Source organism: Nitratireductor basaltis (genome assembly GCF_000733725.1).
Lineage (GTDB): Bacteria > Pseudomonadota > Alphaproteobacteria > Rhizobiales > Rhizobiaceae > Chelativorans > Chelativorans basaltis.
Map to the genome: position 1 here is coordinate 1,223,249 of NZ_JMQM01000001.1, position 18,133 is coordinate 1,241,381.

The 18,133-nt window shown below is 58.6% G+C and carries 18 protein-coding genes; 1 reads left to right on the plus strand and 17 read right to left on the minus strand.

Annotated features, from left to right (window positions below):
- Positions 1 to 31: 31 nt before the first annotated feature.
- The 16 genes from EL18_RS05835 to EL18_RS05905 all read right to left on the minus strand — a co-directional run bounded on the left by EL18_RS05835 (position 32) and on the right by EL18_RS05905 (position 14,881).
- Positions 32 to 901: a carbohydrate ABC transporter permease gene (locus EL18_RS05835; RefSeq protein ID WP_036480749.1), complete on the minus strand. Its 870-nt coding sequence runs from the start codon at positions 899 to 901 to the stop codon at positions 32 to 34.
- Positions 891 to 1,976 carry an ABC transporter ATP-binding protein gene (locus EL18_RS05840; RefSeq protein WP_036480751.1) on the minus strand — a complete coding sequence of 362 codons (1,086 nt, stop codon included), beginning with the start codon at positions 1,974 to 1,976 and terminating at the stop codon, positions 891 to 893. Before EL18_RS05840 ends, EL18_RS05835 begins: the two co-directional genes overlap by 11 nt.
- Positions 1,977 to 1,988: 12 nt before the next feature.
- A complete protein-coding gene (locus tag EL18_RS05845) occupies positions 1,989 to 3,065 on the minus strand; it encodes an ABC transporter ATP-binding protein (protein WP_036480753.1) in 1,077 nt (358 codons plus the stop codon).
- Complete coding sequence (gene glpD / locus EL18_RS05850) at positions 3,049 to 4,629, minus strand: glycerol-3-phosphate dehydrogenase (RefSeq protein WP_244444521.1); 1,581 nt, start codon at positions 4,627 to 4,629, stop codon at positions 3,049 to 3,051. The genes EL18_RS05845 and glpD overlap by 17 nt, the downstream gene beginning before the upstream one ends.
- Before the next feature lie 106 nt (positions 4,630 to 4,735).
- Positions 4,736 to 5,503: a DeoR/GlpR family DNA-binding transcription regulator gene (locus EL18_RS05855; protein ID WP_036480755.1), complete on the minus strand. Its 768-nt coding sequence runs from the start codon at positions 5,501 to 5,503 to the stop codon at positions 4,736 to 4,738.
- Positions 5,504 to 5,668: 165 nt separating this feature from the next.
- A complete protein-coding gene (locus EL18_RS17485) occupies positions 5,669 to 6,082 on the minus strand; it encodes a GFA family protein (RefSeq protein ID WP_081871098.1) in 414 nt (137 codons plus the stop codon).
- Between the two features lie 69 nt (positions 6,083 to 6,151).
- On the minus strand, positions 6,152 to 6,880 hold the full coding sequence (locus EL18_RS05860) for a proteasome-type protease (protein WP_036480757.1): 729 nt from the start codon (positions 6,878 to 6,880) through the stop codon (positions 6,152 to 6,154).
- A gap of 36 nt (positions 6,881 to 6,916) precedes the next feature.
- Positions 6,917 to 7,717 carry a transglutaminase family protein gene (locus EL18_RS05865; RefSeq protein ID WP_036480759.1) on the minus strand — a complete coding sequence of 267 codons (801 nt, stop codon included), beginning with the start codon at positions 7,715 to 7,717 and terminating at the stop codon, positions 6,917 to 6,919.
- Between the two features lie 9 nt (positions 7,718 to 7,726).
- Positions 7,727 to 8,668 carry an alpha-E domain-containing protein gene (locus EL18_RS05870; protein ID WP_036480761.1) on the minus strand — a complete coding sequence of 314 codons (942 nt, stop codon included), beginning with the start codon at positions 8,666 to 8,668 and terminating at the stop codon, positions 7,727 to 7,729.
- Between the two features lie 44 nt (positions 8,669 to 8,712).
- The gene (locus EL18_RS05875) at positions 8,713 to 10,122 is read right to left on the minus strand and encodes a circularly permuted type 2 ATP-grasp protein (protein WP_425277134.1); all 1,410 of its coding nucleotides are present in this window, start codon (positions 10,120 to 10,122) and stop codon (positions 8,713 to 8,715) included.
- 158 nt (positions 10,123 to 10,280) lie between these two features.
- On the minus strand, positions 10,281 to 11,411 hold the full coding sequence (gene tgt, locus EL18_RS05880; RefSeq protein ID WP_036480763.1) for a tRNA guanosine(34) transglycosylase Tgt: 1,131 nt from the start codon (positions 11,409 to 11,411) through the stop codon (positions 10,281 to 10,283).
- A complete protein-coding gene (gene queA / locus EL18_RS05885) occupies positions 11,408 to 12,481 on the minus strand; it encodes a tRNA preQ1(34) S-adenosylmethionine ribosyltransferase-isomerase QueA (protein WP_036480764.1) in 1,074 nt (357 codons plus the stop codon). Before queA ends, tgt begins: the two co-directional genes overlap by 4 nt.
- Before the next feature lie 65 nt (positions 12,482 to 12,546).
- Positions 12,547 to 13,023 carry a peptidylprolyl isomerase gene (locus EL18_RS05890; RefSeq protein ID WP_036480766.1) on the minus strand — a complete coding sequence of 159 codons (477 nt, stop codon included), beginning with the start codon at positions 13,021 to 13,023 and terminating at the stop codon, positions 12,547 to 12,549.
- Positions 13,024 to 13,045: 22 nt separating this feature from the next.
- Positions 13,046 to 13,627, minus strand: a complete 582-nt coding sequence (locus EL18_RS05895) for a peptidylprolyl isomerase (protein ID WP_036480768.1) — start codon at positions 13,625 to 13,627, stop codon at positions 13,046 to 13,048.
- A gap of 69 nt (positions 13,628 to 13,696) precedes the next feature.
- On the minus strand, positions 13,697 to 14,197 hold the full coding sequence (gene coaD, locus EL18_RS05900) for a pantetheine-phosphate adenylyltransferase (protein ID WP_036480770.1): 501 nt from the start codon (positions 14,195 to 14,197) through the stop codon (positions 13,697 to 13,699).
- Positions 14,198 to 14,266: 69 nt separating this feature from the next.
- On the minus strand, positions 14,267 to 14,881 hold the full coding sequence (locus EL18_RS05905) for a LysE family translocator (RefSeq protein WP_036480772.1): 615 nt from the start codon (positions 14,879 to 14,881) through the stop codon (positions 14,267 to 14,269).
- A 167-nt stretch (positions 14,882 to 15,048) separates the two neighbouring features.
- On the opposite strand from EL18_RS05905, the gene EL18_RS18270 reads away from it, so the two are divergent.
- The gene (locus EL18_RS18270; RefSeq protein WP_280113656.1) at positions 15,049 to 15,183 is read left to right on the plus strand and encodes a hypothetical protein; all 135 of its coding nucleotides are present in this window, start codon (positions 15,049 to 15,051) and stop codon (positions 15,181 to 15,183) included.
- Between the two features lie 60 nt (positions 15,184 to 15,243).
- Here the strand turns inward: EL18_RS18270 and gyrA are convergent, their stop codons facing one another.
- Positions 15,244 to 18,072, minus strand: a complete 2,829-nt coding sequence (gene gyrA, locus EL18_RS05910) for a DNA gyrase subunit A (RefSeq protein WP_036480774.1) — start codon at positions 18,070 to 18,072, stop codon at positions 15,244 to 15,246.
- Between the last annotated feature and the right edge of the window lie 61 nt (positions 18,073 to 18,133).

Here is an 18,133-nt window from a genome sequence, read left to right on the forward strand (position 1 = left end):
CGCGCCGCCATGGCTTCGTTCTTCATGGCCATCACCGCTTCTCCGTGCCGTAGTTCGTCATGACGGTGTAGAACACCCATGACATCAGGAGGATGATCAGGAAGTAGATCAGCGACATCGCGGCCGCTTCGCCGAGATTGAATTCGCCGATCGCGAGCTTCACCAGATCGATCGAGAGGAATGTGGTCGAGTTGCCCGGGCCACCTCCCGTCACCACGAAGGGTTCGGTGTAGATCATGAAGGAATCCATGAAGCGCAGCAGGACCGCGATCAGCAGGACCCGATGCATCTTCGGAAGCTGGATATAGCGGAACACCGCCCAGCGCGATGCGCCGTCGATCTTCGCCGCCTGGTAATAGGCATCGGGTATGGAGACCAGACCGGCATAGCAGAGCAACACGACAAGGCTCGTCCAGTGCCAGACGTCCATGACGATGAGCGTCAGCCATGCGTCAACCGGATCGCTGACATAGTTGTAGTCAAAGCCCAGCAGATAGAGCCCGCGGCCCAGGAGGCCGATATCAATGCGGCCGAAAACCTGCCAGATCGTGCCGACCACGTTGAAGGGGATCAGGAGCGGCAAGGCCATCAGCACGAGGCAGACCGGAACGCCCCAACCCTTGCGCGGCATGTTGAGCGCGATGAAAATACCAAGTGGCACCTCAATCGCCAGAATAATGGCCGAAAATGCCAGATTCCGACCCATCGCAGCCCAGAACCGGTCACTATCGAGGATCTCCTCGAACCATTCGGTGCCGGCCCAGAAGAAGACATTGTTGCCGAAGGTGTCCTGAACCGAGTAGTTCACAACCGTCATCAGCGGGATGATTGCCGAGAAGGCCACCAGCACAAGAACCGGCAGTACTAGGAACCATGCCTTGTTGTTCCAGCTACGCTCCATGACCTGCCTCCCCATGCATTTCCACTCGCCATGAATTCGAGTAGAGATTGAGATGCGTCTGATCGAAGCTCACATGAGCTTCCGCAGGAATTTCCGCATCCTCATCCACGATTGCAGCTATCTCCTGCCCTTCCAGGCGGGCACGCACGATCTTTCTGCGACCGATGTCTTCCACCTTGTCGACCTTGACCGGATAGCCTGAGCGGCCGACGCTGACGAATTCGGGACGAATTCCCAGTTCCAGCTTTCCGGACTGCTGGCTTGGTGCAGACGGCAGTTCGATTACGGTTTGCCCCATGCGGGCCGAGCTTCCGCTCACCTCTACGGGCAAGAGGTTCATGCCGGGCGAGCCGATGAAATAACCGACGAATGTGTGCGTGGGGCGCTCGAAGAGCTCTTCAGGGGTGCCGATCTGCACGATCTCGCCCTCATACATCACCACGACATTGTCGGCGAAGGTCAGCGCCTCGGTCTGATCGTGGGTCACATAGACCATCGTGTAGCCGAAACGGCGGTGCAGTTCCTTCAACTGCGTACGCAGCTCCCACTTCATGTGCGGATCGATGACCGTGAGCGGCTCGTCAAAGAGAATTGCGTTCACATCGGCGCGAGCCAAGCCACGGCCGAGCGAAATCTTCTGCTTCTCGTCGGCGGTCAGCCCTTGCGCCTTGCGCTTTGCGCGCTCTTCAAGGCCGATCATGGTGATGATTTCACGCACACGCTTGTCGACGATGTCCTCGGACACGCCGCGATTGCGCAGTGGGAAGGCCAGATTCTCATAGACGGTCATCGTGTCGTAGACGACGGGGAACTGGAAAACCTGTGCGATATTGCGGGCTTCTGTCGGAAGATCCGTTACATCATTGCCGTTGAAGAGGATTTGCCCTTCACTCGGCCGCAGCAGGCCAGAAATTATGTTGAGCAAGGTCGTCTTGCCACAGCCCGATGGGCCCAGCAGCGCATATGCCCCACCGTCCACAAAAGTGTGATGAACCCGCTTCAGCGCATAATCGTCATCGCTCTGGGGGTCGGGCCGGTAGGCGTGGCGGATATTGTCGAGATCGATACGTGCCATTTAAGCCCCTCCTCAAGCAGCCGTCTGGAGCGAGCCGGCGCTGCGGCCGTCTGTATCGAAAACGAGCAGGTGGCGCGTTTCGATCTCGATGCCCACGGTGTCGTCCAGCTCAAGTCGGTGCACGCCCTCCTCGAGCATCACCCAGCGGTTTCCCGCATAGTCGACATGGATGAAGCTTTCCGAGCCGGTTATCTCGGTTACCGTTACGCGAGCACGCAACGAATTTGGCGCACCGGCCTGCTTCAATCGCAAATGATGCGGCTGAAAGCCGATGATGTAGCGACCGTCCTTTAGACCGGCATATGCGTCAGGCACGGCAAGCTCGTCGCCTTCCGCAAGCTTGAAATGCCCGGCCTTCTTGACAACCTCCACCGTGTTGAGCGGCGGATCGGAGAATGTACGCGCGGTGAGGAGATCGGTGGGTTTGCGGAAGACATCCACGGTCGGACCGAACTGGGTAACCCGGCCTTCGCTCAGTGTTGCGGTGTTGCCACCCAGCAAAAGCGCCTCGCTTGGCTCGGTCGTCGCATAGACGAATATCGCGCCGGTTGCGGAAAAGATTTTCGGCAGTTCCGCGCGAAGCTCCTCGCGCAGCTTGTAGTCGAGATTGGCCAATGGTTCATCGAGGAGAACAAGCCGTGCATCCTTGACGATCGCACGGGCCAAAGCCGTGCGCTGCTGCTGTCCGCCGGAAAGCTCAAGCGGCGTGCGATCGAGATAGGGCGTCAGACGCAGAAGCTCCGCAGCTTCGCCGACACGCTTCTTGATGGTCTCGGATGGCGCACCAGCAACACGCAACGGTGATGCGATGTTCTCATAGACCGTCATCGCGGGGTAATTGATGAACTGCTGATAGACCATGGCAACGGAGCGGCGCTGCACGGCCACGCCCGTCACGTCTTCGCCGTCCATCCAGACAGAGCCGGAGGTAGGCTTGTCCAGCCCGGCCATCAGGCGCATCAGCGTCGTCTTGCCGGAGAGCGTCGGTCCCAGAAGGACATTCAGGCTCCCCTGCTCCAGCTTCAGTGAAACATCGCGAATATGTTTCTCGCCAGATACCGTCTTCGAAACGTCACGAAGTTCCAGCACCTGCCTCTCCTCCCAATCTATCAGCCACAGGATGTCGTTTCCGCACCCTGGCAGCTTCCTCCCGCATAAAGGCGTCGACACGCGTCGCCTGATCTTTCGATAGTTTCAAACCACGCTTCGTGCGCCGCCACAGTACGTCTTCGCCAGTCATCGCCCACTCCCGACAGGCGAGATGACGCAATTCAGCCTCATACAGATCGGCACCGAAATGTTCTCCCAGATGCCCGATTTCAGTGGCATCCGAGAGTATAGCACGGGCTTGCGTCCCGTAGAGACGTACAAGGCGTCGTGCCAGCACATCCTCCAGGAAGGGATAGTCCCCTTTCAGCGATGAAACCTCGGAATCATATGCGTCGGTCGCAAAGTCACCGCCGGGAAGATTTCCGGTCTCGGTCCAGGCCTTGCCCTTGGCGCCAAGCCTGCTCTCGATTTCCTCAAGAGCGGATTCGGCCAGCTTACGGAATGTCGTGATCTTGCCGCCGAAGATGTGCAGCACCGGAGCACCGGCACCCTCTTCCACCTTAAGGACATAGTCGCGGGTGGCTTCCTGTGCCTTGCTGGCGCCATCGTCAAAGAGGGAGCGTACGCCCGAATAGGTCCAGACGATATCTTCGGGCCTGACGGGCTGTTTGAAATATTCGCTCGCTGCGTTGCACAGATACTCGATCTCTTCCTGATCGATCTCGACCTTTCCCGGCTGACCGTCGTGATCCTTGTCGGTGGTTCCGATCAGCGTGTAGTCGTTCTCATAGGGAATGGCGAAGAAGATGCGCCCATCCGCGTTCTGGAAGAAGTAGGCGCGTTCGTCGTCATAGATCTTGGGTACAACGATGTGGCTGCCGCGAACGAGACGCACATTCTGTGCATCGTTGCGGCCAAGCGCGCCTGCAATCACGTCATCGACCCAGGGGCCGGCTGCGTTGATGAGCATACGCGAACGCATCTCACTCCTCTCGCCGGTCATCAGGTCTTCGAGTTCGACGACCCAGATGCCACCCTCACTGCGAACATGGGTCACCTTTGTGCGGGTGAAAATCTGCGCACCGCGATCAGCAGCATCACGTGCATTCAGCACCACAAGGCGCGCATCTTCCACCCAACAGTCGGAATATTCGAAGGCTCGGCGGTAGTTCGCCTTCAGCGGCTCGCCCATGGGATCGCTGCGCATGTCGAGCGTACGCGTTGGCGGAAGAAGCTTGCGACCGCCGATATGGTCGTAGAGGAAAAGTCCGAGCCGGATCAGCCAACTGGGACGCAGCCCCTTGTGGATGGGCAATACGAAGCGCATCGGACGAATGATGTGAGGCGCACTCTTCCACAGGACCTCACGCTCCATGAGCGCTTCGCGCACCAGGCGGAACTCGTAATGTTCCAGATAGCGCAATCCGCCATGAATCAGTTTCGTCGATGCTGAGGATGTTCCGCTGGCAAGGTCGTTCATCTCTGCCAAGGCGACCGTGTAGCCACGCCCTACAGCATCGCGTGCGATCCCGCAGCCATTGATGCCGCCGCCTATGATGAAGAGATCACGGATCTCTCCTGCGTCGTTCAGGCTGGCGTTCAACAGGACCTCCCGGTGCGGCATCTCACTTTCCAAACGAAAGTAAATCGAAACCAAAACGAATGTCAAACGCAGTTAACGCGTTTTCCTGCAATTTGCTTTCCGCCGATCAGGCCCTGCTGGTTTCGATCAATGACACATTCGCGTCGGCGCAGATCCGCCGGAATGCGTGACTGGGGCAGCTATCGGTGATGAAGGTATCGACCTGCGAGACGTGGCCGATCCTCACAGGCGCCGTGCGGTCGAACTTGGACGAGTCGGTGACAAGTATCACATGCCTTGCATTGGCGATGATGGCCTGCGCAACCTTCACTTCCCGGAAATCGAAATCGAAGAGCGAGCCATCTTCGTCCACGGCGGAAACACCGATAACGGCATAATCCACCTTGAACTGGCGGAAAAAATCCACCGCCGCCTCACCGACGATGCCGCCATCGGAACCGCGTACCACGCCACTGGCGATAATGACCTCGATTTGCGGATAGACCCGCATCCGGTTGGCCACGTTGATATTGTTGGTGATGACCAGAAGACCCTCGTGATCGAGCAGCGCATCACTGACAGCTTCGGTCGTGGTGCCGATATTGATGAAGAGAGACGCACTGTTGGGAACAAGCTGCGCTGCGGCCTGTCCGATGGCGCGCTTTTCACCCGCGGACATGTCGCGCCGCGCTTCATATTCCATATTCTCGATACCGGAGGGCAATACCGCTCCCCCATGGATACGGCTCAGGAGCCGCTGTTCGCAAAGATCGTTCAGATCCTTGCGTATGGTCTGTGGCGAGACGTCAAAGCGCTGCGCCAGATCGTCCACCGCAACGCGCCCGTGCTCACGTGCGAGCTGCAATATCTCTTCATGCCGGGGTAAAAGGACCATGGGCTCACTTTCGTTTTGGAGATACTATCAAAAACGAAAGTAAATGAAAGTCTGACGCAATGCTGCGGGTCTACAACTCTCGCGCCCTGCAGGTCGGAAAGTTGATCAGGTTTGCTTCGCGGCCATTGCTTGATGGTTTAGATCCACCGCCGACAGTGGGTGGCGTCAGACCTGGCCTGGAAGCCCATCCAGTCTTGGTGTGTCTTCCAGCCGTGTGTACCAGTCCGCTCGGCTTGTAAAACAGATATGCGCGGTTGGTTGTGTGTCGATTTCACCATCAACGCTTCCGGCAGGCACAACCAGCAAAGCGCCATCCATCACAACACTGGGCACTGCAGAGCCACATTTGGTGCAGAAACTTCTTTCGTGCCGGGTCTCGGGCACGCGGTAGGTCTGAACGCTCTCACGGCCCGATACCCATGCTATCGTCGCACTTGTCGAAAACAGATTGGCTGCATGTGCTGAGCCGGTATCCTTTCGGCAGCGCTTGCAGTGACATAGGAAGAAGCTCTCGAAACCACCCGACACTTCATATCGGACGGCGCCACACAAACAGGATCCAGCCGTGGTTTGGGTCATGAGAATTGAACCTGTCGTTTCAGTTTGTGTGGGCCGGTGTCGCACAGCCTCGCTTGTCAACGGCTCGATTCAGCGCATGAAGTCCGGCAGGCTTGCGAATGCTGTTTTAAGGGCCGAAGACCAACCGTCTGAAATTGCCCGGTAATAGCTATCATCCTGCTCGAACCGCTTCTGCATCGCGATCTTGAAACTGTCCCGCTCGTAGTAGAGCAGATCAAGCGGCATTCCGACAGACAGATTGGATTTCAGGGTGGAGTCGAAGGAAACCAGCAATAGCTTCACGGTTTCCTCAAAACTCATTGTGGGCTCGTGCGCGCGCACCAGGATGGGTTTGCCGTATTTCGTCTCGCCAATCTGGAAGAATGGCGTGTCTTCACCGGACTCGATGAAATTGCCTTCGGGATAGATCAGGAAGAGGCGCGGTTCCATCCCGTTGATCTGGCCACCAAGGATGAAGGAAGCCCCGAAAGCATCCGCGTTCTGGCCTGTCGGCGCGGATTGCTGGATCACCTCCTTGACCGTGTCACCGACAAGCCGAGCCGCCTGATACATTGATGGCGCTTCAAGGATTGTCGGATTTCTCTCGTCGGGGGCTTTAGAACGTTCTTCAAGCAGGCTGATTACAGCCTGGGTTGTTGCCAGATTGCCTGCGGACAGAAGAACCAGAACCCGCTCACCGGGCTTTGCCCAGCTATGCATCTTCCGGAAAACGGAGACATTGTCGACGCCGGCATTCGTGCGGGTATCCGACATGAAGACCAGTCCGCGATCGATCTTCAACCCAACGCAGTAGGTCATGGCCTTTTAGCGCCCTTCAGGAATCACCTTCTATGATTACTGCTCGACAGTAATGTGAACCGCAAGCGCTTCTTCAGAGTATCCATGTCTAATCCCCGCGATCGGCTTGGCCTCGCGGTAATCGCGGCCGATGGCTATCCGCACATAGCGCTCATCGGGCGAAATTCCGTTGGAGCAGTCAAATCCGACCCAGCCCAGACCGTCCACATGCGCTTCAGCCCAGGCATGGCTGGCCGTCTGCTCGTCCACACCATCCATGCGCAGATAGCCGCTGACATAGCGGGCTGGATAGCCCATGAGGCGTGCGGCAGCGATGAAGATGTGACTGTGGTCCTGGCACACACCCTCGCCACGCTGCAATGCTTCTTCAGCCGTGGTCATGACATCGGTCGCGTGCGTGACATATGAAACGCGCTCGCCAATCGCCTTCATGAGACCGTGCAGCCTGACCGCGTCTCCCTCGTCATGAGCAGGATGTTCTTCCGCGAGCCTCCTGATGCTCTCGCCCGCTTCACATTGGGCGCTGGTGCGCTGAAACAGCCAGAGGGGCGCCAGACCGCGATGCGGGCCGCTGATGCCGTTGCTCTCGCGTGTTTCCACCACTCCCGATACCGAGACACTGATCGTGTTGGTGCTGCCTTCGGCGCTCAGCAGGCGTGTGTCATTGCCATAGCTGTCATCGTAGCGCACCTCTTCACGTCCGCCATCGATCGACATCTTCCACTCCACCACTTTCTGGGTGGGGCCGCTCCTGGGGAAGAGGCGCAATCTCTGCAGGGCATAGCTGACCGGCAGATCATACGAGTATTCGGTAGTGTGAGATATCTTCAGCCGCATGTACCTGCCTCAGTTGAACCGATAATCGGTGGCGATCTGATCGGCCAGCCGGGCGTTGTCGCGTATGAAGGATCTGAGAAATTCATGAAGCCCGCGATCCACGATATCCTCGATTGAAGTGTCCTGCAGATTTGCCAGCGTGTTTATCGCCACGTCATAGGAAGGCTGTTGGCTGCCATAATCCTGGCCAAGCGCATCAAGCCCACCGGCAATGCCGTGATAGCAAAAGGCAAGCGAACGCGGCATCCGCCGGTTGAGGATCAGATGATCCGCCACATTTGCGGGGCTGTATTCGCCCTCATAGGTCCAGCGATAGGAGCGATGCGCGGAGACCGAGCGCAGGATCGTCTGCCATTGGCTCGTGTCGAGCATCGAGCCGACCCAGGCAGCACTTGGCAGAAGGACGAAATATTTGACGTCGAGAATGCGCGCGGTGTTGTCGGCGCGTTCGATCAATGTGCCAAGCTGTGCAAATTCGAATATCTCGTTGCGCAGCATGGTGCCCTGGAAGGTGCCACGTATCAGTGCGGTCTCCCTCTTGATGGCGTCAAGCACGGCAGGCAGATCACGTTCGTCAACCGGCGAAGTCAGAAGGCGGCGGAAGGTCATCCAGGCTTCGTTGATCGCTTCCCAGACTTCACGTGTCAGCGTCGTGCGCACCATTCGCGCATTCATGCGTGCTGTTTCCATCGAGGAGAGAACGCTCGACGGATTGGTCAGGTCACGAAGCAGGAAATCGGCCACTGCCAAGGTGGAATATTCGCTGTGCGTTGCCTCGAAAGCACCGCGCACACCGGCACTCGACAAGACCGAACCCCACTCGTCCGAAGCGGTGCTGATTTCCGTCAGGGAAAGACGCAGGCCCGTATCGACAAGGCGCGCCATATTCTCGGCTCGCTCAATATATCGGCTGACCCAAAACAGTCCGTTCGCCGCCCGCCCCAATAACATCTCGTCAGCCTGTTTCCTTTCCCGCGCCCAAGCATGAGCGTGACCTAGTCATTAAGCACCCAGGTGTCTTTCGTTCCACCGCCCTGCGAAGAATTCACCACAAGAGAACCTTCGCGCATTGCCACACGTGTCAATCCGCCGGGAACTATGCGGATCGTGTCGGACACGAGCACGAAAGGCCTAAGATCCACATGCCGCGGCGCGAGGCCCTTGTCGGTCAGCACCGGACAGGTGGATAGCGAAAGCGTGGGTTGCGCGATGTAGTTCGAGGGTCTCGCCTTCAGCTTCTCCGCGAAGGCTTCGCGTTCCTTTCGGGAAGCGGCAGGGCCGACAAGCATGCCGTAGCCACCAGAGCCATGCACTTCCTTGACCACAAGTTCCTGCAGATGCTCGAGAACATAGGCAAGACTGTCCGGCTCCGAACAGCGCCATGTCGGCACATTCTGAAGGATCGCCTTCCTTCCCGTATAGAACTCGATGATCTCCGGCATATAGGAATAGATTGCCTTGTCATCGGCAATACCAGTCCCCGGCGCATTGGCGATGGTGATGTTGCCGGCACGATAGACATCCATAATGCCGGGCACACCCAGGGCCGAGTCCGGCCTGAATGTGAGCGGGTCCAGAAAATCGTCGTCGACCCGCCTGTAGAGCACGTCAATCGGCTTGTAGCCTTGCGTGGTTCGCATCGCCACGCGACCATCCACCACGCGCAGGTCCTGACCTTCCACCAGTTCCACTCCCATCTGGTCGGCCAGGAAGGCATGCTCGAAATAGGCGGAATTGAAACTGCCGGGAGTAAGAATTGCTATGCGAGGCGCACCCTCGCAATTGCGTGGGCGCACATTGCCCAGCGAATTGCGCAGCAATTGCGGGTAATTCTCGACCGGCCGCACACTGACCTGCTGAAACAGTTCTGGAAAGAGCTGCATCATGGTCTCGCGGTTTTCCAGCATGTAGGAAACACCGGATGGCGTGCGTGCATTGTCTTCCAGCACGTAGAACTCGTCCTCGCCGGTGCGTACGATGTCAACGCCGATAATGTGAGTGTAGACGCCGCCTGGTGGACGCACGCCAATCATCTCGGGCAGGAAGGCATCGTTGTTGGCGATGATCTCGCGTGGAATGCGTCCCGCGCGCAAAATCTCCTGTCGATGATAGATGTCGTCCAGAAATGCATTCAACGCCTGCACGCGTTGTTCGATGCCTTGCACCAACCGGCGCCATTCGCGGCCCGATATGATCCGTGGCACGATATCGAAGGGTATCAGCCGTTCGGCAGCTTCTTCCTCACCGTAGACTGCAAATGTGATGCCGGTCTTGCGGAAGACACGCTCCGCGTCTCGCGCCTTCGAGCCCAACCGTGCAGCATCCTGCTGGTTCAGCCATTGCTGGTAAGCCTCATAAGGCGAACGTGGGCCAGCCCCCGACTGCATTTCATCAAAAAACGACACGAAATGCTCCCTTTCCAGCAAGCATTTCAAATCGCCTCGGAACAAAAGGCAAGTCATTTCTGCCACTTGCATCGTATTGCACAAGCAGCAGGCTCAGACGACTGCCAATGATTACCGATCATGCAGGCCGTGCATAAGAAGTCGGCAAAGCCACGAGGCTAACGCGGCGGGATGTCGCCCCGGGCCCATGCCGCGCGAATCTCCGCAGCGCGTTCGGTGAACCTGCCTTGCTCGATCGCGGAGCGGATATCGGCCATCAGCGACTGATAGTAGGCAAGGTTGTTCCAGGTCAGGAGCATCCCGCCCAGAGCCTCGTTCGAACGCACCAGGTGATGGAGATATGCACGAGAATAGTCGCGGCTTGCCGGACAGTTGCTCTCTTCATCCAGCGGGCGCGGATCTTCCGCGTGACGGGCGTTCTTCAGGTTGATCTTGCCGTGGCGCGTATAGGCAAGGCCATGACGCCCGGCCCGCGTCGGCATGACGCAGTCGAACATGTCGATGCCGCGGGCGACCGCACCGAGAATATCGTCAGGCGTCCCTACGCCCATGAGATAACGGGGCTTTTCTTCGGGAAGTTGAGGACAGGTCGCCTCTAGCATCTCGAACATGACGTCCTGCGGCTCACCCACCGCAAGCCCTCCGACGGCATAGCCCTTCAGGTCGAGCGCCTTCAGCGCCTGTGCGGAACGCTCGCGCAGCTTCACGTCATCGCCGCCCTGGACGATGCCGAACATCGCCTTGCCGGGCTGGTCGCCGAACGCGGTCTTGCAGCGCTCGGCCCAGCGCAGCGACAGTTCCATCGCACGCTCGATCTCGGAACGTTCTGCGGGAAGTGCGATACATTCATCGAGCTGCATCTGGATGTCGGAATCGAGCAGTCCCTGGATCTCGATCGAGCGCTCAGGCGACATTTCGAACACCTGGCCATCCACATGCGAGCGGAAGGTGACGCCCTTCTCGGTGATCTTGCGCAGGTCTGCCAGGGACATGACCTGGAATCCGCCGGAATCGGTCAGGATCGGATGTGGCCAGCGTGCGAATTCATGCAGGCCACCAAGCCGCGCCATGCGTTCGGCGCCGGGGCGCAGCATCAGATGATAGGTGTTGCCCAGTATGATGTCGCTGCCAAGTTCACGCACCTGATCGAGATACATGGCCTTGACGGTTCCGGCGGTACCCACCGGCATGAAAGCGGGCGTTCGTACCGTGCCGCGCGGCATGGTGATTTCGCCGCGGCGTGCAGCACCGTCACGTGCCAGCAGGTTGAATGTGAAATTCTCGCTCACTGATCTTCCCGGTAAAGAAGGCTTGAATCGCCGTAGGAATAGAAACGGTAGCCATACTCGATGGCATGGGCATAGGCGCGCTTCATCGTTTCAAAACCGGCAAAGGCGCTGACCAGCATGAAGAGCGTTGATTTTGGCAGATGAAAATTTGTCATCAGCATGTCTGCCGTGTGGAAGCGATAGCCCGGCGTGATGAAGATATCCGTCTCGCCGCTCCACGGAATGATCCGGCCCTTTTCGTCAACAGCACTTTCCAGGAGGCGCAGGGATGTCGTGCCAACGGAGACGATACGGCCGCCCCTGGCTTTAACCGCATTCAGTGCGTCGGCTGTCGCTTCATCCACTTCACCCCATTCGGAGTGCATCTTGTGGTCATTGGTGTCTTCCACCTTCACCGGCAGAAAAGTGCCGGCACCCACATGCAGCGTCACATAATGTTCTTCAACGCCCATCGCGGCGAGGTTTTCCAGAAGCTCCGGCGTGAAATGCAGGCCGGCCGTGGGTGCTGCGACCGCACCTTCTTCCTTGGCATAGACGGTCTGGTAATCGATGGCGTCGCGTTCGTCTTCCGGACGTTTGGCGGCGATATAGGGCGGCAGGGGCATCTGCCCCACCATCGCTATGCGCTCGTCGAGTACAGGACCGGACATATCGAAGACGAGAAGAACCTCACCCGCCTCGCCTTTCTCGGCGACCGTGGCATCAAGCGTAGCGCCCTCACAAGCGCCGCCATCAGCCCCGAAGCGAATGATCTCGCCCTCCTTCACGCGCTTGGCAGGCTTGATGAAAGCCTTCCAGCGATCTGCGCCGGTGCGCATGTGAAGCGTCGCCTCGATATGGGCAATGGCTTCGCCGCGCTGACGGATGCCATTCAGCCGAGCGGGCACAACCTTCGTATCATTGAAAACGAGCGCGTCGCCTGCGCGCAGGATCTGCGTGAGATCACGGACGTGGCGATTATCAAGACGCGCGCCCTCGACCTCCAGCAGCCGCGCGGAATCGCGGGGACTTGCCGGACGCAGGGCAATGAGTTCTTCCGGGAGTTCGAAGTCGAATTGTTCTACGCGCATGCGCTGCTGCTACAGCATTTCGCGCCCGGACGGAACCACCATCCGGGCGCTTCATCATGTCGCCCTCAGGCGAGATCTGCGGCCACACGCATTGTGACGATCTTGTCGGGGTCCTGAACCGGCTCCCCGCGCTTCAGTTCATCGATGGCTTCCATGCCTTCGACAACCTGGCCCCAGACCGAATACTGACGGTCGAGCCAGGGCGACTTGGAGAAGCAGATGAAGAACTGCGAATTGGCAGAGTTCGGGTTCTGCGAACGGGCCATGGAGCAGGTGCCGCGCTCGTGCGACATGTTCGAGAACTCGGCTTTCAGGTCCGGCTTGTCGGAGCCGCCCATGCCGGTGCCAGTCGGATCACCCGTCTGCGCCATGAAGTCGTCGATGACGCGGTGGAACACGATGCCGTCATAGAACTTCTCGCGGGCCAGTTCCTTGATGCGCGCGACATGGTTCGGCGCGACGTCCGGGAAGAGCTGGACAACAGCCTTGCCCTTGGTCGTCTCGAGGATGATTGTGTTTTCCGGGTCCTTGATTTCACTCATGAGGACGCCCCCTTCTCTTCTGCTACTCGTCCGCTTTCACGCGGACATCGATCATGCGGTCCGGGTCTTCAACAACGCCGTTCCGGTCCTTGTCACCACGCTTGATGGCGTCGACATGTTCCATACCCGATTCCACCTCCCCGACAATGGTGTAGCTACCATTGAGGAAGGGTGCCGGGGCGAAATTGATGAAGAACTGCGAATTGGCCGAATTCGGATCCTGCGAGCGGGCCATACCGACCGTACCGCGCTCGAAGGTGGCCTTGGAGAATTCGGCCGGAAGATCAGGCAGCTCGGAACTTCCCGTACCCGCACGTGCGGGATTGAAGCCATCTTCCATATCGCCGAACTGGACGTCACCGGTCTGGGCCATGAAGCCATCGATCACACGGTGGAAAGCCACATTGTCATAGGCACCGGAACGGGCCAGTTCCTTGATGCGCTCAACATGTTTCGGCGCCAGGTCAGGGCGCAACGCGATTTCGACCGTGCCATCCTTCAGTTCGATGACCAGCGTGTTTTCCGGATCTGCGGCATGGGCGGCGAAGGGGAAGGCCAGCGCTGCTGCAAGCAGCGTGGAGGCGGCAAAACGTGCCAGACGCATGAAAAATCTCCGTTGGTTACAAGACTGACGTGATGCCTGCCGAATGTGGCGGCAACTGGAACATGGACATCAGGACGCGAATTTCGCCACAAGCGCACGGCGCACGGCTACCGGGACGAAAGGCGCGATGTCCCCGCCCATGCTTGCGATCTGGCGAACGAGCGTTGCCGTAATCGTACGCACGGATGGGCTGGCCGGCAGAAAGACAGTCTGCAGATCCGGTGCCATTGTTTCGTTCATTCCCGCCATCTGCATCTCGTAATCAAGATCCGTACCGTCTCGAAGGCCGCGTATGATGATCGAGGCACCATGATCGCGCGCGGCATCAATGACGAGATTATCGAAAGCGACGACTTCTATACGGCTCTTGTCGGATCCAAGCTCGTCTGCCGCCGATTTCTCGATGAGTTCCACGCGCTCCTCGAAGGAGAAAAGCGGTTTCTTGCCCGGATGTAGCCCTATCCCGAGCACGATCCGGTCGGCAACGGTGAGCGCACCCTTGAGGACATCAAGGTGGCCATTCGTCAAAGGATCGAAGGAGCCTGCATAGAAAGCGGTTCTTACACTCATCGGGTTCTCCCGCTCGGGACTGTCTGGTTGCGGGATTAGTGCTTCTCACCAGCTTCAAGTCAACCGGGATCAGGCACGGCGTGTCAGCGCCAGCCACAAACCGCCGCAGATGAGGAAACTGCCCGAAACGCGTTCCACGATCCTTATGCGGGTTCGTGTTAGAAACCTGCCTGCCCCGGCGGCCGCGAAAGCGTAAAGCGAATCCCCGACGGTCGCGACAGCCATGAAGACAGAGCCCAATATGACAGTCTGAGCGCCAGGTGAGTGAACAGGATCGACGAATTGCGGAATGAAGGCTCCGAAGAACAACAAGGCCTTCGGGTTTGACCAGATCACTATGAAGCCCTGCAGAATGAAAGAATTGCGCGCAGGGCTGCGCGCGTCTTCCGCCAATTGCCCGTCAGAGCGCCACATTTTGTAGCCGAGCCAGATCAGATAGGCGGCGCCAACCAGACGCAAGATCTCGAACAACCAGCCCATCGAGGCGATGACCGCGGACAACCCGGCCGCAAGGACTGCGATCATGGACGCAAGTCCCAACTGGGTACCGAACACGTTCTGCAATCCGGCTCCCGCTCCGTGGCGCAGCGAGTTGGCCACGATAACCGTGACCGAGGGACCGGGTACCATGACGAGAAGCGCGCAGGCGATTGTGTAGGAGATCAGGATGCCGGGCTCGATCATGACTTCAACTCGCCTTTCCAGCTGCTCACGAGGCCGTGGCTTGTCCGTGTAGATGAACTGAGGATGAACTTGTCGTTCAGTGCTGGTTTGCCCGCAATGTGACAGTTTCCAGGAAGCAATGAAACAAAATCGACGTTTACTTCGTTTAGCGGGCAAGGAGAATGGATATGCTGATCTTTACACTCGCCGCCGCAATGACCTTTGCAATGCTGATCGCAACAGCCATCAGCCTCAATGAAGAGACCCAGCGCGTGAAGCTGGAAAACCGTGTAGCGCGCGACACTTACCCATATCGCCGCTAAAGCTTTGCGTGCGCCCAAGCGGAAGAAGCAGTCGCCCGTAGGCGACCGCCGATTGCGAGTTTATTCTTCCGTGTCAGAAGTATCGGAGGCATCTGGCGTCTCTGATGCTTGCGTGGCCTGGGGTGTGTCTCCCTCAACGCCTTCGGCTTCCGCAGCTTCCGCCAACACTTCTTCCGCCTCATCCTGAGGTTCGGAAATACGTTCCACCGACACGACCCGCTCACCTTTTGCGGTGTTGAAGATGGTAACACCCTTGGTCGCGCGGCTGGCAATGCGTATGCCGGCAACGGGAACGCGGATCACCTGGCCGGAGTTCGAGACCAGCATGATCTGGTCATCCTTCTCTACCGGGAACGCGGCCACGACCGGGCCGATCTCGTCGGCCTTGGAGATGTCGGTGGCGCGAATGCCCTTGCCTCCGCGACCGATTACCCTGAAATCATAGCTCGATGAACGCTTGCCGTAGCCGAATTCGCTGACTGTGAGCACAAACTGCTCCGCTTCACGCAATTGCATGTAGCGATCCATGCCGAGTTCGGTTTCTTCCCCGACATCCTCATTGGTCAGAGCGACATCCTCATCCTCACCGGAGGCAAGGCGCCGCTCATTGGCTGCCTGCTTCAGGTAGGCCGCACGTTCAGCGGGCGTGGCTTCGACATGGGAAAGAATGGCGATCGAGATGACCTTGTCACCTTCCGCCAGATTGATACCGCGCACGCCGATTGAATTGCGTCCGGCGAAGACGCGTACATCATCCACGGGGAAACGGATGCACTGGCCTGCTGCGGTCGTGAGCAACACGTCGTCGTCACTGGTACAGGTAAAGACGCCGAGGATCTCGTCACCATCCTCATCCAGTTTCATGGCAATCTTGCCGTTGCGGTTTACCTGCACGAAGTCGGAAAGCTTGTTCCGACGCACGGTTCCGCGCGTGGTGGCGAACATTACGTAGAGATCGTCCCAGCTGTCCTCGTCCTCGGGCAGCGGCATGATCGTCGTGATTCGTTCGCCTTCCTGAAGCGGCAGCATGTTGCGAAGGAACTTGCCTATCGATTGGGGCGAGCCCACCGGCAGGCGCCAGACCTTCTCCTTGTAGACGATACCGCGTGAGGAGAAGAACAGGATCGGCGTGTGCGTGTTGGCCACGAACAGTCGCGTGACGAAATCCTCGTCCTTGGTGGACATGCCCGAGCGGCCCTTGCCGCCGCGAGCCTGCGCTCGGTAGAGAGAGAGCGGAACGCGCTTGATGTAGCCCTTGTGAGTGACCGTGACGACCATGTCCTCGCGCGGGATGAGGTCTTCGTCATCCATATCCGCACCGGCATCGGAAATCTCGGTGCGACGCGGTGTGCCGAACTCATCCTTCACCGCAATCAGTTCGTCCTTGACGATCTGCTGAATGCGCGCGCGGGACGAGAGGATTTCCAGGAAGTCCGAGATCTCCGCACCAATCTTGTTCAACTCGTCGGCAATCTCGTCGCGACCAAGAGCAGTCAGGCGCTGCAGACGCAGCTCGAGGATCGCCCTCGCCTGCTCTTCGGACAGGTTGTAGGTGCCGTCTTCGTTTATTCGGTGGCGCGGATCGTCGATCAGAAGGATCAACGCTTCGACGTCCTGCGCGGGCCAGCGGCGGGTCATCAGCTGTTCGCGCGCCGTCTGCGGATCGGGCGCGTGGCGGATAAGCTTGATGACCTCGTCGATATTGGCAACAGCAATTGCCAAGCCGACCAGCACATGGGCGCGCTCACGCGCCTTGCGCAGCAGATATTTCGTGCGCCGGCTGACCACGTCCTCGCGGAAGTGAACGAAGGCGCGCAACATGTCGAGGAGGTTCAGGACCTCCGGCTTGCCACCATTGAGCGCCACCATGTTGCAGCCGAAGGATGTCTGCAGCGGCGTATAGCGGTAGAGCTGGTTCAGCACGACATCGGCCATGGCCTCGCGCTTCAGCTCGATGACCACGCGATAGCCCTGGCGGTCACTCTCGTCCCGAATGTCGGAGACACCCTCAATGCGCTTGTCACGCACGAGTTCGGCCATCTTCTCGATCATGGCCGCCTTGTTCACCTGGTAGGGAACTTCGCTGATGATGATGGCTTCGCGGTCATTGCGGATGTTTTCGATATCCACGCGCCCGCGCATGACCACGGAACCACGGCCTGTCTCATAGGCGCTGCGGATACCCGCGCGTCCCAGGATGATGCCGCCGGTCGGGAAATCCGGACCGGGGATGATTTCCATCATCTGATTGACAGACATTGCCGGATTTTCGATCAGCGCCACGCAACCATCGATGACTTCCGACAGGTTGTGGGGCGGAATATTCGTCGCCATGCCGACGGCGATGCCGCCGGAACCATTGACCAGCAGATTCGGATAACGCGCTGGCAGAACCTTGGGCTCGCTGGCGGAGCCGTCATAGGTATCCTGGAACTCGACCGTATCCTTGTCGATGTCGTTGAGGAGATCTTCGGCCACCTTGGTCAGGCGCGATTCCGTGTAACGCATCGCTGCCGGAGGATCGCCGTCGATCGAGCCAAAATTGCCCTGCCCGTCGATCAGCGGCAGTCGCATGGACCAAGGCTGAGCCATGCGCACCAAGGCGTCGTAGATCGCCGCGTCGCCATGCGGGTGGTATTTACCCATCACGTCGGCAACGGGCCGCGCCGATTTCACATATTTGCGGTTCCAGTGATAGCCGCTCTCATAGGAAGCATAGAGGATGCGGCGATGAACCGGCTTCAAGCCGTCGCGCACATCCGGCAGCGCGCGCGAGACGATCACGCTCATCGCGTAATCGAGATAGGAGCGCTGCATCTCCTCGATGATGGAAATTGGCTCGATGTCGTCAGGCTCGATCGGCCCGTTCGGCGTCGTCTGGTCTGTCAAAGCGGTTTCACATTCCGGTTAAAGAATCATACGCTTCTTATATAGGAAGCTGACGGGGGAC

Bases quoted from the DNA above. Each gene is read 5' to 3' on its own strand.
- EL18_RS05890 (WP_036480766.1), bottom strand. From the start codon at position 13,023: ATGAGTGAAATCAAGGACCCGGAAAACACAATCATCCTCGAGACGACC.
- EL18_RS05855 (WP_036480755.1), bottom strand. From the start codon at position 5,503: ATGGTCCTTTTACCCCGGCATGAAGAGATATTGCAGCTCGCACGTGAG.
- EL18_RS05870 (WP_036480761.1), bottom strand. From the start codon at position 8,668: ATGTTATTGGGGCGGGCGGCGAACGGACTGTTTTGGGTCAGCCGATAT.
- EL18_RS05860 (WP_036480757.1), bottom strand. From the start codon at position 6,880: ATGACCTACTGCGTTGGGTTGAAGATCGATCGCGGACTGGTCTTCATG.
- EL18_RS18270 (WP_280113656.1), top strand. From the start codon at position 15,049: ATGCTGATCTTTACACTCGCCGCCGCAATGACCTTTGCAATGCTGATC.
- EL18_RS17485 (WP_081871098.1), bottom strand. From the start codon at position 6,082: ATGACCCAAACCACGGCTGGATCCTGTTTGTGTGGCGCCGTCCGATAT.
- EL18_RS05865 (WP_036480759.1), bottom strand. From the start codon at position 7,717: ATGCGGCTGAAGATATCTCACACTACCGAATACTCGTATGATCTGCCG.
- EL18_RS05840 (WP_036480751.1), bottom strand. From the start codon at position 1,976: ATGGCACGTATCGATCTCGACAATATCCGCCACGCCTACCGGCCCGAC.
- EL18_RS05895 (WP_036480768.1), bottom strand. From the start codon at position 13,627: ATGCGTCTGGCACGTTTTGCCGCCTCCACGCTGCTTGCAGCAGCGCTG.
- EL18_RS05835 (WP_036480749.1), bottom strand. From the start codon at position 901: ATGGAGCGTAGCTGGAACAACAAGGCATGGTTCCTAGTACTGCCGGTT.
- queA (WP_036480764.1), bottom strand. From the start codon at position 12,481: ATGCGCGTAGAACAATTCGACTTCGAACTCCCGGAAGAACTCATTGCC.
- coaD (WP_036480770.1), bottom strand. From the start codon at position 14,197: ATGAGTGTAAGAACCGCTTTCTATGCAGGCTCCTTCGATCCTTTGACG.
- EL18_RS05905 (WP_036480772.1), bottom strand. From the start codon at position 14,881: ATGATCGAGCCCGGCATCCTGATCTCCTACACAATCGCCTGCGCGCTT.